The following is a 12672-nucleotide window of genomic DNA, read 5'->3' on the forward strand; positions in this document are numbered from 1 at the left end:
CACCCCTCAGCTGACCGGGCCGCCGAAGGCCTCGATACGGTCACCGTCAGCCAGCTTCACCATCGCCCGCTTGGTGTCCTTGCGCTTACCGAACCCGGTGCGGGTCCGCTTGCGCTTGCCCTCGCGGTTGAGCGTGTTGACCGACAGGACGCGGACGTTGAAGATCTGCTGGACAGCGATCTTGATCTCGGTCTTGTTGGCGTCCGGGTGCACCAGGAAGGTGTACCAGTTGCGGTTCAGCTCGCTGTAGCTCTTCTCCGAGACGACCGGCGCGACGATGACGTCACGCGGATCCGCGATCGTGCTCACTTGCCACCCTCCTCGGTGGTCTCGGCGGGAACGCCGAGGAACTCGTCCAGGGCGTCCTTCGTGAAGACCACGTCGTCGGCCACCAGCACGTCGTACGTGTTGAGCTGGCCGGCCTCGATCAGGTGCACCCGCGGCTCGTTGCGCAGCGACACCCAGTTCAGCTCGTCGGTGCTGCTCAGCACGACCAGGACCCGACGGGCCTCGGTCAGCTTGGCCAGCGTGGCCAGGGCGGCCTTGGTCGACGGCTTCTCGCCCGAGACGAACGCCTCGACGACGTGCACCTGGCCGGCGCGCGCCCGGTCGGAGAGGGCGCCACGCAGGGCGGCGGCCTTCATCTTCTTCGGGGTGCGCTGGCTGTAGTCACGCGGCACCGGGCCGTGGACCACGCCACCGCCGGCGAACTGCGGCGCGCGGATCGAACCCTGCCGGGCCCGACCGGTGCCCTTCTGCTTGTACGGCTTCTTGCCGCCACCGGCGACCTCGCCGCGGGTCTTGGTCTTGTGCGTGCCCTGGCGCGCGGCCGCGAGCTGGGCCACCACGACCTGGTGCATCAGCGCGACGTTGGCCTGGGCGTCGAAGATGTCGGCCGGCAGCTCGACGGAGCCGCTCTTGGCGCCTTCGACGTTGAGGACGTCAACGGTGGTCACTTGGCCGCACCGCCCTTCTTCGCCTTGGTCTTGGCCGCGGTACGGACCAGGACCAGCGCGCCCTTGGGACCGGGGATGGCACCACGGACGAGCAGGAGGTTGTTCTCGGTGTCGACCGCCTGGACGGTCAGGTTCTGGACGGTGTAGCGCACGCCACCCATCCGGCCGGCCATCCGGACGCCCTTGAAGACGCGGCCGGGCGTCGACGCGCCGCCGATGGAGCCGGGCGAGCGGTGCTTGCGCTCGACACCGTGGCTGGCGCGCAGACCGTGGAAGCCGTGCCGCTTCATCGGGCCGGCGTAGCCCTTGCCCTTGGTCTTGCCGGTCACGTCGACCGACACCCCGGCCGGGAACTCCTCGACCGTGACCTCCTGGCCCGGCGAGTAGTCCGCGGCGTCGGTGGTGCGCAGCTCGACGATGTGCCGGCGCGGCGCCACGTCCGCCTTGGCGTAGTGCCCGCTGATCGGCTTCTTAACCTTGCGCGGGTCGATCGTGCCGTACGCCAGCTGGACCGCGGAGTAACCGTCCTTGTCGGCGCTACGAACCTGGGTGACGACGCACGGGCCGGCCTGAACCACGGTCACCGGGACAACGCGGTTGTTGTCCCAGACCTGGGTCATGCCGAGCTTTGCGCCCAGGATCCCCTTGACTTGCCTGTCCATTTGTCCGGTCCCTACAGCTTGATCTCGATGTCGACGCCAGCCGGCAGGTCGAGGCGCATGAGCGAGTCGACCGTCTTCGGGGTCGGGTCGATGATGTCGATCAGCCGCTTGTGCGTACGCATCTCGAAGTGCTCGCGCGAGTCCTTGTACTTGTGCGGCGAGCGGATAACGCAGAAACGGTTGATCTCCGTGGGCAGCGGCACCGGGCCAGCGACCTGCGCCCCGGTACGCGTCACCGTCTCGACGATCTTCCGAGCCGAGGAGTCGACGACCTCGTGGTCATAGGCCTTGAGCCGGATGCGGATCTTCTGTCCCGCCATGGTGGCTTCTGTTCCTTCTCTCGATGCCGCTGTGTTGCGGGCGCCTGTGCCGGCTGGCACAGGCCCACTTCCGCCGACCCCCGCGGTCGGGCGTGTCGCGCCCTCGGGCCAGGCTCCGCCCCGGGACTCCGGAGCGGCTATCTGACTACGCGGTGGGTCTTGGCGCCGATCGCGTCTCCGCGACCTGGACGCCGTGCGAGGGTGGTTGACCGCCAGTGGCGATCAACCACCCTACGCGCGACCGTCGGTGACCCGGAGGTCCAGCATTCACCGGACGCAGGTGACTAACCGTCGTTACGCAACCTGACTAGTATGCCGCACGACCGGCGGCGACGCTAATCGGGGTTACCCAGCTCACTTGTTGATCTTGGTGACGCGACCCGCGCCGACCGTCCGGCCACCCTCCCGGATCGCGAACTTGAGGTTCTCCTCCATCGCGATGGGCTGGATCAGCTTCACGGCCATCGTGGTGTTGTCGCCCGGCATGACCATCTCGGTGCCCTCGGGCAGCGTGACGACGCCGGTGACGTCCGTGGTCCGGAAGTAGAACTGCGGACGGTAGTTCTGGAAGAACGGGGTGTGCCGGCCGCCCTCCTCCTTGGAGAGGATGTAGACCGTCGCCTCGAACTCGGTGTGCGGGGTGCTGGTGCCGGGCTTGACGACCACCATGCCGCGCTCGACGTCCTCGCGCTTGATGCCACGCAGCAGCAGACCGACGTTCTCGCCCGCGCGGGCCTCGTCGAGCAGCTTGCGGAACATCTCGATGCCGGTGCAGACCGTCTTCTGCGACTTCTCGCGGATGCCGACGATCTCCACCTCCTCGTTCGGCTTGAGGATGCCACGCTCCGCGCGACCGGTGACAACCGTGCCACGACCGGTGATCGTGAAGACGTCCTCGATCGGCATGAGGAACGGCTTCTCGGTCTCCCGCTCCGGCTGCGGGATCGCGGTGTCAACCGCGTTCATCAGCTCCATGAGCCGGTCGGTCCACTCCGGCTCGCCCTCGAGCGCCTTCAGCGCCGAGACGCGAACGACCGGCAGGTCGTCGCCCGGGTACTCCTGCGCCGACAGCAGCTCGCGGACCTCGAGCTCGACGAGCTCGAGCAGCTCCTCGTCATCGACCATGTCGCTCTTGTTCAGCGCCACGACGATGTAGGGCACGCCGACCTGGCGGGCCAGCAGCACGTGCTCGCGGGTCTGCGGCATCGGGCCGTCGGTCGCGGCCACCACCAGGATCGCGCCGTCCATCTGCGCGGCGCCGGTGATCATGTTCTTGATGTAGTCGGCGTGACCGGGGCAGTCGACGTGTGCGTAGTGCCGCGCCTCGGTCTGGTACTCGACGTGTGCGATCGAGATCGTGATACCGCGGGCCTTCTCCTCCGGCGCCTTGTCGATCTCGTCGAACGGCGTGTAGGGGTTGACATCCGGATACCTGTCGTGCAGGACCTTGGTGATGGCCGCCGTCAGCGTCGTCTTACCGTGGTCGATGTGACCAATGGTGCCGATGTTGACGTGCGGCTTAGTCCGCTCGAACTTCGCCTTCGCCACTGGTGTCCTCCTGTGGACTTCTTGGTTCGTTCGCCCCGGCGCGCCGGTCGGCGCTTAGGACTCTGTCGACAGCCTTTCCGACCTGACGGCCGGAGAGCCTTTGTGGGTTCTGCGGCGATGAAGCCTACAGGCCCGGATTCACACAACCCGACCGAGGTGGCCGCGGGCGGGAGGTCCCTCCCGCGCCCAGCCCCGGGTCATCGATCAGCGAAGGTGAGCGTCACTCACCCGTCGCCTTGGCGATGATCTCCTTCGCCACGCTCTGCGGAACCTCGGCGTAGGAGTCGAACTGCATGCTGTAGCTAGCCCGGCCCTGGGTCTTCGACCGCAGGTCGCCGACGTAGCCGAACATCTCCGACAACGGCACCAGGGCGCGGACGACGCGGGCACCGCCGCGCTCCTCCATCGCCTGGATGATGCCACGGCGGGAGTTGAGGTCGCCGATGACGTCACCCATGTTCTCCTCAGGAGTGGTGACCTCAACGGCCATCATCGGCTCGAGCAGCGCCGGGTCGGCCTTGCGGGCCGCCTCCTTCAGCGCCATCGAGCCGGCGATCTTGAACGCCATCTCGGACGAGTCGACCTCGTGGTACTGACCATCCACCAGCGTCAGCTTGACACCCACCAGCGGGAAGCCGGCGAGGATGCCGTACTGCATGGCGTCCTGGGCGCCCGCGTCCACCGAGGGGATGAACTCCCTGGGGATCCGGCCACCGGTGACGGCGTTCGCGAACTCGTAGGTCGGGGTGTCGTTGTCCAGCGGCAGCGGCTCCAGGCTGATGATGACCCGGGCGTACTGGCCGGAACCACCGGTCTGCTTCTTGTGGGTGTACTCGATCTTCTCCACCGGACGGCGGATCGTCTCGCGGTACGCCACCTGCGGCTTACCGATGTTCGCCTCGACGTTGAACTCGCGGCGCATCCGGTCGACCAGGATGTCCAGGTGCAGCTCGCCCATGCCGGAGATGACCGTCTGACCGGTCTCCTCGTCCAGCTTGACGCGGAAGGTCGGGTCCTCCTCGGCCAGCCGCTGGATGGCGGTGCTGAGCTTCTCCTGGTCAGCCTTGGTCTTCGGCTCGACGGCGACATCGATGACCGGCTCCGGGAAGGTCATCGACTCCAGGATTACCGGGTTCGCCGGGTCGCACAGGGTGTCACCGGTGGTCGTCTGCTTCAGACCCTGGACCGCGATGATGTCGCCAGCCTTGGCGGAGCTGCGCTCCTCCCGCTTGTTGGCGTGCATCTGGTAGATCTTGCCGATCCGCTCCTTGCGGTCCTTGGTGGAGTTGACCACCTGGGACCCGGACTCGACCACGCCGGAGTAGACCCGGACGTAGGTGAGCTTGCCGAGGTGCTTGTCGGTCTGGATCTTGAAGGCCAGGCCCGAGAAGGGCTCCGACGTGGAAGGCTTCCGCTGCAGCGGGGTCTCGCCGTCGGTGGCCGTGCCCTCAATCGCCGGGATGTCCAGCGGCGACGGCAGGAAGTCGACCACGGCGTCGAGCATGGGCTGGACGCCCTTGTTCTTGAACGCGGAGCCGCAGAGAACCGGGTTGGCCTTGCCGGCGATGGTGGCCCGGCGGATGGCGGCCTTGATCGCCTCGACGGAGATCTCCTCGCCCTCCAGGTACTTCTCCATGATCGCGTCGTCGACGTCGGCCAGGGTCTCCATCAGCTTCTCGCGCCACTCGGCCGCGGAGTCGGCCAGGTCGGCCGGGATCTCCTCGATCGCGTAGTCCTCACCCTTCTGGGTCTCCCCGCGCCAGGTGAGGGCGCGCATGCCGATCAGGTCGACGACGCCGATGTGGTCGGCCTCGAGCCCGATCGGGATCTGGAGCACCAGCGGGGTGGCGTTGAGCCGGTCGATCATCATCTGCACGCAGCGGAAGAAGTCGGCACCGGTCCGGTCGAGCTTGTTGACGAAGCACATCCGGGGGACGTTGTACTTGTCCGCCTGACGCCAGACGTTCTCCGTCTGCGGCTCCACGCCGGCGACGCCGTCGTAGACCGCGACCGCACCGTCCAGCACCCGCAGCGACCGCTCGACCTCGACCGTGAAGTCGACGTGGCCGGGCGTGTCGATGATCTGGATCGTGTGGCCCTTCCACTCACACTTGGTGGCAGCGGAGGTGATGGTGATACCACGCTCCTGCTCCTGCTCCATCCAGTCCATGACGGCAGCGCCCTCGTGGACCTCACCGATCTTGTACGTGATACCGGTGTAGAACAGAATCCGCTCGGTGGTCGTGGTCTTACCGGCATCGATGTGCGCCATGATGCCGATGTTGCGTACGTTGGCGAGCGCGTCTGCGGCGGCCACTTCAATCCCTACTTATCGTCTAGACACAACTGGTGGCGGTCCCGGCGCCCGGGCGGGCGCCGGAACCAGGGTGTTACCAGCGGTAGTGCGCGAAGGCCTTGTTGGACTCGGCCATCTTGTGCGTGTCCTCGCGCCGCTTGACGGCGGCACCCAGACCGTTGCTCGCGTCCAGCAGCTCGTTCATCAGCCGCTCGACCATTGTCTTCTCACGACGGGCCTTGGAGTACGTCACCAGCCAGCGCAGACCGAGGGTGGTCGCCCGGGCGGGACGGACCTCGACCGGCACCTGGTAGGTGGCGCCACCGACACGGCGGCTGCGCACCTCGAGGGTCGGCTTGACGTTGTCCATCGCCCGCTTCAGGGTGACGACCGGGTCGGTGCCGCTCTTCTCGCGGCAGCCCTCCAGGGCGGCGTACACGATGCGCTCGGCGAGCTGACGCTTGCCGCGCAGCAGGATCTTGTTCACCAGCTGGGTGACCAACGGCGAGTTGTACACCGGGTCAGCGACCAGCGGCTTCCGCGGAGCGGGTCCCTTACGCGGCATGTCAGCTCTTCTCCTTCTTCGCGCCGTAACGGCTGCGCGCCTGCTTGCGGTTGCGGACACCCTGGGTGTCCAGCGAGCCGCGGACGATCTTGTAACGCACGCCGGGGAGGTCCTTCACCCGGCCGCCGCGGACGAGCACGATCGAGTGCTCCTGCAGGTTGTGACCCACGCCCGGGATGTAGGCGGTCACCTCGATCTGGCTGCTGAGCTTGACACGAGCGACCTTGCGGAGCGCCGAGTTCGGCTTCTTGGGGGTGGTGGTGTACACGCGGGTGCACACACCGCGCCGCTGAGGGGAACCCTTCAGCGCCGGGGTCTTGGTCTTGGTCGTCTTGGCCTGGCGGCCCTTTCGGACCAGCTGCTGGATCGTGGGCACCGGGTTTCTCCGCTCCCTTCGGCCGCTGTCGCGACCGCACCGTCTGCTCGTAGCCGGCCTGATGGACGGCTCTCTTACCTTCCAACCGGAGCCGCCTGATGGCGGTCCCAGCACCCGCGGTCGGGCGTGTCGCCCAGATCACGGTCCCGGTGCCGTCGCTCGCGCCCGCACCGGGTTTCTTGTCACCGGCACGCGACTCACCGTGCACCGGATCTTTGGCTTTGTCGTGCCGCCGCGCGATCACCGGGCGACCGGCTCCAACGCACGCACGCATTGCCCGGGCTTGCCCGGGCACAAGAGGAAAGAGTACCTACCACAGCCGCGCAGGTCAAAACGGAGCGGTCCGGGAGAACTGCCCTCGCAGCCCACCGGCCGAACCTGTCCTCCCTGCCCACCCGTGATGGGCACCTACGGTGACAAGTGTACCGGCTTTCCTACGGATCGGCCCGTCGGCCCCGAGTCAGCCCGGGCAGGCAGCCGCCCGGCCCACCGAACCGGCAGGTCGGCCGCGCCACGGCCGGATGCGACCCGGATCACGCGATCTGGACCACCAGCGCCAGGCCGAGACCGACCAGGCTGAGCAGCAGACCCGTCCCGCCGCAGCTGAGACCGGCGACCGCGAGCCCATGGCCGGTGAAGCGGACGGCCGGAGGCGGCGCCGGCCGCCGGATCTGCCGGCGGGCGAGCAGGCCGGCGACGATCGCCGCCGTCCCGGCCAGCGCGCCCAGCACGGTGAACGCCCCGGCCGCCCAGGCGCCGCCGTAGTCGGGGCCGGCCAGGCCGAAGCAGAGCACCACGAGCGAGACCAGGATGGAGGCGATCCCGGTCACCAGCGACCCCACCGCGAGCCCGGAGGTCACCGGCGGCACGTCGAGGTGGACGACCCCGAAGGGCGTCCCGGGGACCGGGTCGACCCGCTTCGGTGGGCGGGCCGGCTCGCGCGGGGGCGGTGGCACCGGCCCGGGCCGGGGACCGGTGGCCGGCGGTGCCGGCGGCCATGCGCCACCGGGCGGCGGCGCCGGGAAGTGCGGCGTCCCTCCGGGGTACGACCCCGGTGCCGGCCACCCGCCACCGGACGGCTGCGGGTGCCCTGGAAACGGTCCGGACGGACCCTGCGGTCCGGGATACGGCCCCGAGGCAGGCTGCTGGCCGTACGGACCCGACGGAGGCTGCTGGCCCGGGTGCGGCGAGACCGGCGGCGGGGCGTACCCGACGGGGGCGACCTCCGGCGACACGCTCGGCCCCTCGTCCAACCCGGCGCCCGGCGCGGCCCACGGGCTCGTCGCGCCGGCACCCGAGGCGGGCTCGACGGCGTCCTGCCTGGCGGAGGGCCGGGTCGGCTCGCCTCCCGCCGGTGGGGCCGATTCCGTCACGAACTCCTCCTGTCGACGTGTCCCGTCGTCCCCCCACGCGGCGGACACCGGCCAGGCTACCGTCGCGGATCCCCTCGCCGGGGACGGACGCTCCCCGGGCGGTCAGTCCATGTTCGGGCCGTAGTCGTGCGCGAACGGGGCGTCGGCGAGCCGAACCACGCCGATCACCACCGCCGCCACCACCGCGACGGCGCCCAGCACCAGGCCGGTCCAGGCCAGCCGCTCCCCCCGCCGCAGCCAGTCCCCGCCGGTGAGGAAGCCACCCGAGGCGTACGCCTCCCGGCGGGCCTGCCGGGCCAACTGGAGGGCGACGGTCGACGCCACCACCCCGCCGACGAAGAGCCCGGTCAACGCCCCGATCAGGCCAAGGGCGAAGACCGCGCGCGCCTTCGTCGAGCGGATCGGCTCAGGATCGAGCGGATGGCGCGGCCCCTGCTGCGCGACGGGCACCGGCCCGGGTGCGGTCGTCATGCCCACCATCATGCCGCTCCGGCCCGGCCGGTGCCCCCGCGCTGTTCCATCCCGCCGAGCGCCGCGCCGAGGTTACGCCACCCGGAGCACCCCGAGGACTGGCGCAGCCGGAGACACGACGAGGCCCCCGGCGGTTGCCGGGGGCCTCGTCGTTGCGTGGCGCTTAGCGGTACGACCCGAAGTCGAAGTCGTCCAGCGGAACCGCCTGGCCGCTGGCCGGCCCGAAGCCGTAGTCGGTCTCCGGGTAGCCGGTCATCGAGTAGACCTTGGCCTTCGCCTCCTCGGTCGGCTCGACCCGGACGTTGCGGTACTTGCTGATGCCCGTACCGGCCGGGATGAGCTTACCGATGATCACGTTCTCCTTGAGGCCGATCAGCGAGTCGCTGCGGGCGTGGATCGCCGCGTCCGTCAGCACCCGGGTGGTCTCCTGGAAGGAGGCCGCCGACAGCCAGGAGTCCGTGGCCAGCGAGGCCTTGGTGATACCCATCAGCACCGGGCGGCCCGCCGCGGGCTCGCCGCCCTCGGAGACGAGCCGGCGGTTCTCCGACTCGAAGAGTGCCCGGTCGACCAGCACGCCCGGCAGGAACTCGCTCGAGCCGGAGTCGATGACCGTCACCCGCTTGAGCATCTGGCGGATGATGATCTCGATGTGCTTGTCGTGGATGAGCACACCCTGCGAGCGGTAGACCTCCTGGACCTCCTGGGTCAGGTGGACCTGGACCGCGCGCGGGCCGAGGATCCGGAGCAGCTCGTGCGGATCGATGGTGCCCTCGGTGAGCTTCTCGCCGACCTCGACGTGATCGCCGTCGTGGGCGCGCAGACGCACCCGCTTGGAGATCTTGTCGTGCACGATCTCGTCGCTGCCGTCGTCCGGGATGATGACGATCTTGCGCGACCGCTCACCGTCCTCGATCCGGATGCGGCCCGGAGTCTCCGCGATCGGCGCCTTGCCCTTCGGCACACGCGCCTCGAAGATCTCCTGGACCCGGGGCAGACCCTGGGTGATGTCCTCACCCGCGACACCACCGGTGTGGAAGGTACGCATCGTCAGCTGCGTACCCGGCTCACCGATCGACTGGGCGGCGATGATGCCGACCGCCTCGCCGACGTCCACGGTCTTGCCGGTCGGCAGCGAGCGGCCGTAGCACGCACCGCAGACGCCCAGCTTCGACTCGCAGGTGAGCACGCTGCGCACCCGCACCGTCTCCACCCCGGCCGCGACGATCTTGTCGACCAGGATGGAGTTGAGGTCCTGACCCCGCTCGGCGACCACGGCGCCGTCCGGCCCCTTGATGTCGTCGGCCAGGGTCCGGGCGTGCACGCTGGTCTCGGCGTGCTCGTGCACGGCCAGCTTGCCGTCGATCCGCTCGCCGATCTGCATCGGGATGGCCCGGTCGGTGCCGCAGTCCTCCTCGCGGATGATGACGTCCTGCGAGACGTCCACCAGACGACGGGTCAGGTAACCCGAGTCGGCGGTACGCAGGGCGGTGTCGGCGAGACCCTTGCGGGCACCGTGCGTGGAGATGAAGTACTCCAGCACGGACAGACCCTCCCGGTAGCTGGCCTTGATCGGCCGCGGGATGATCTCGCCCTTCGGGTTGGCCACCAGACCACGGATCGCCGCGATCTGCCGGAGCTGGAGCAGGTTACCGCGGGCACCCGAGTTGATCATCTTCCACAGCGGGTTCTCCTGCGGCAGCGCGGTGTCCATCTCCTTGGCGACCTCGTTGGTCGCCTTGGTCCAGATCTCGATGAGCTCGCCGCGGCGCTCCTCGGCGGTCATCAGACCACGCTGGTACTGCTTGTCGATCCGGTCGGCTTCCTTCTCGTACCGCTCCAGGATCTCCCGCTTGCGCGGCGGAGCGATGACGTCCTCCATGCCGATGGTGACGCCGGACCAGGTGGCCCAGTGGAAACCGGCCTCCTTGAGCCCGTCAAGGGTGGCGGCCAGCGCCACCTTCGGGAAGCGCTCGGCGAGGTCGTTGACGATCGCGGAGAGCTGACCCTTGCGGATCTCGTAGTTCACGAAGCGGTAGCCCTGCGGCAGCGTCTCGTTGAACAGCACCCGGCCGAGGGTGGTCTCCACGGTCAGCGGCTCGCCCTCGACCCAGCCCTCCGGAGCGACCCACGGCTCGGCGCCGGCGCCGTTGTCGACGCCGATGATGCCGCGCAGGCGGATCTTGACCGGGGCCTGCAGGTGCAGCTCGCCGTTGTCGTACGCCATCCGCGCCTCGGCGTCCGAGCTGAACGCCCGGCCCTCGCCCTTCTCACCGGGGGTGAGGTGGGTGAGGTGGTAGAGGCCGATGACCATGTCCTGGGTCGGCATGGTGACCGGCTTGCCGTCGGCCGGCTTGAGGATGTTGTTCGACGACAGCATCAGGATCCGCGCCTCGGCCTGGGCCTCGGCGGACAGCGGCACGTGGACCGCCATCTGGTCGCCGTCGAAGTCGGCGTTGAACGCGGTGCAGACCAGCGGGTGGATCTGGATGGCCTTGCCCTCGACCAGCTGCGGCTCGAACGCCTGGATGCCCAGCCGGTGCAGGGTCGGCGCCCGGTTGAGCAGCACCGGGTGCTCGCCGATGACCTCTTCCAGCACGTCCCACACGACCGGCCGCTGCCGCTCGACCATCCGCTTGGCGGACTTGATGTTCTGCGCGTGGTTGAGGTCGACCAGCCGCTTCATCACGAACGGCTTGAACAGCTCCAGCGCCATCTGCTTGGGCAGGCCGCACTGGTGCAGCTTGAGCTTCGGGCCGACCACGATGACCGAACGGCCGGAGTAGTCGACGCGCTTGCCCAGCAGGTTCTGGCGGAACCGACCCTGCTTGCCCTTGAGCATGTCGGAGAGCGACTTCAGCGGGCGGTTGCCCGGGCCGGTGACCGGCCGACCCCGACGGCCGTTGTCGAACAGCGCGTCGACGGCCTCCTGGAGCATCCGCTTCTCGTTGTTGACGATGATCTCGGGCGCGCCGAGGTCGATCAGCCGCTTGAGGCGGTTGTTCCGGTTGATCACGCGGCGGTACAGGTCATTCAGGTCGGAGGTCGCGAAGCGGCCACCGTCCAGCTGCACCATCGGACGCAGGTCCGGCGGGATGACCGGGACGCAGTCCAGCACCATGCCGAGGGGCGAGTTGCGGGTGTTCAGGAACGCCGCCACGACCTTGAGCCGCTTGAGCGCCCGGATCTTCCGCTGGCCCTTGCCGGTACGGATGGTCTCGCGCAGGCTCTCCGCCTCGGCGTCGAGGTCCATGTTCTGGACCAGCGCCTTGATGGCCTCGGCGCCCATGCCGCCGGTGAAGTACTCGCCGAACCGGTCGCGCAGCTCGCGGTAGAGCAGCTCGTCGGTGACCAGCTGCTTCGGCTCCAGCTTGCGGAAGGTGTCCAGCACCTCGTCCAGGCGGTCGATCTCGCGCTGGGCCCGGTCGCGGATCTGGCGCATCTCGCGCTCTCCGCCCTCCTTGACCTTGCGCCGGACGTCCGCCTTGGCGCCCTCGGCCTCCAGCTCGGCCAGGTCGGCCTCAAGCTTGGCGGCCCGCTTCTCGATCTCCGAGTCGCGGCTGTTCTCGGCCTGCCGCTTCTCGGCCAGGATCTCGTTCTCGATCGTCGCGAGGTCACGGTGACGCGCCTCGGCGTCCACGCTCGTCACGACGTACGAGGCGAAGTAGATGATCTTCTCGAGGTCCTTCGGGGCGAGGTCCAGCAGGTAGCCCAGCCGGCTCGGCACGCCCTTGAAGTACCAGATGTGGGTCACCGGAGCGGCCAGCTCGATGTGCCCCATCCGCTCACGACGGACCTTGGACCGGGTCACCTCGACGCCGCAGCGCTCGCAGATGATGCCCTTGAAGCGGACCCGCTTGTACTTACCGCAGTAGCACTCCCAGTCCCGCTGCGGGCCGAAGATCTTCTCGCAGAAGAGCCCGTCCTTTTCCGGCTTGAGGGTGCGGTAGTTGATGGTTTCGGGCTTCTTGACCTCGCCGTGGGACCACTGACGGATGTCGTCGGCGGTGGCGAGGCCGATGCGCAGCTCGTCGAAGAAGTTGACGTCGAGCACTATGTCCCCTATGTCGTCGTCTGTACTGCTTAGCTATTGGGCGGGGGTCGGGAG

The 12672-nt window shown here is 68.8% G+C and carries 11 protein-coding genes; all 11 read right to left on the reverse strand.

What is annotated here, in order from left to right; genetic code table 11:
- Window positions 1-6: 6 nt before the first annotated feature.
- The 11 genes from rplW to GA0070624_RS00645 all read right to left on the reverse strand — a co-directional run bounded on the left by rplW (window position 7) and on the right by GA0070624_RS00645 (window position 12618).
- Window positions 7-309, reverse strand: a complete 303-nt coding sequence (gene rplW / locus GA0070624_RS00595; protein WP_091335651.1) for a 50S ribosomal protein L23 — start codon at window positions 307-309, stop codon at window positions 7-9.
- Window positions 306-956, reverse strand: coding sequence for a 50S ribosomal protein L4 (gene rplD, locus GA0070624_RS00600; RefSeq protein ID WP_091335653.1), 651 nt, complete (start codon window positions 954-956; stop codon window positions 306-308). The genes rplW and rplD overlap by 4 nt, the downstream gene beginning before the upstream one ends.
- Complete coding sequence (rplC, locus tag GA0070624_RS00605) at window positions 953-1618, reverse strand: 50S ribosomal protein L3 (RefSeq protein ID WP_091335655.1); 666 nt, start codon at window positions 1616-1618, stop codon at window positions 953-955. The genes rplD and rplC overlap by 4 nt, the downstream gene beginning before the upstream one ends.
- Before the next feature lie 11 nt (window positions 1619-1629).
- Window positions 1630-1938: a 30S ribosomal protein S10 gene (gene rpsJ / locus GA0070624_RS00610; protein WP_007073037.1), complete on the reverse strand. Its 309-nt coding sequence runs from the start codon at window positions 1936-1938 to the stop codon at window positions 1630-1632.
- A 354-nt stretch (window positions 1939-2292) separates the two neighbouring features.
- Window positions 2293-3486: an elongation factor Tu gene (tuf, locus tag GA0070624_RS00615; protein ID WP_091335657.1), complete on the reverse strand. Its 1194-nt coding sequence runs from the start codon at window positions 3484-3486 to the stop codon at window positions 2293-2295.
- Window positions 3487-3706: 220 nt separating this feature from the next.
- Window positions 3707-5803 carry an elongation factor G gene (gene fusA, locus GA0070624_RS00620; protein ID WP_091335659.1) on the reverse strand — a complete coding sequence of 699 codons (2097 nt, stop codon included), beginning with the start codon at window positions 5801-5803 and terminating at the stop codon, window positions 3707-3709.
- A gap of 73 nt (window positions 5804-5876) precedes the next feature.
- The gene (gene rpsG / locus GA0070624_RS00625) at window positions 5877-6347 is read right to left on the reverse strand and encodes a 30S ribosomal protein S7 (RefSeq protein WP_091079418.1); all 471 of its coding nucleotides are present in this window, start codon (window positions 6345-6347) and stop codon (window positions 5877-5879) included.
- Between the two features lies 1 nt (window position 6348).
- The gene (gene rpsL / locus GA0070624_RS00630; RefSeq protein ID WP_007465318.1) at window positions 6349-6723 is read right to left on the reverse strand and encodes a 30S ribosomal protein S12; all 375 of its coding nucleotides are present in this window, start codon (window positions 6721-6723) and stop codon (window positions 6349-6351) included.
- 533 nt (window positions 6724-7256) lie between these two features.
- Window positions 7257-7679 carry a hypothetical protein gene (locus GA0070624_RS00635; RefSeq protein ID WP_091335661.1) on the reverse strand — a complete coding sequence of 141 codons (423 nt, stop codon included), beginning with the start codon at window positions 7677-7679 and terminating at the stop codon, window positions 7257-7259.
- A gap of 519 nt (window positions 7680-8198) precedes the next feature.
- A complete protein-coding gene (locus GA0070624_RS00640) occupies window positions 8199-8567 on the reverse strand; it encodes a hypothetical protein (RefSeq protein WP_091347870.1) in 369 nt (122 codons plus the stop codon).
- Between the two features lie 163 nt (window positions 8568-8730).
- Window positions 8731-12618: a DNA-directed RNA polymerase subunit beta' gene (locus tag GA0070624_RS00645; protein ID WP_091335663.1), complete on the reverse strand. Its 3888-nt coding sequence runs from the start codon at window positions 12616-12618 to the stop codon at window positions 8731-8733.
- Between the last annotated feature and the right edge of the window lie 54 nt (window positions 12619-12672).

This window comes from Micromonospora rhizosphaerae (assembly GCF_900091465.1).
Classification (GTDB): Bacteria; Actinomycetota; Actinomycetes; order Mycobacteriales; family Micromonosporaceae; genus Micromonospora; species Micromonospora rhizosphaerae.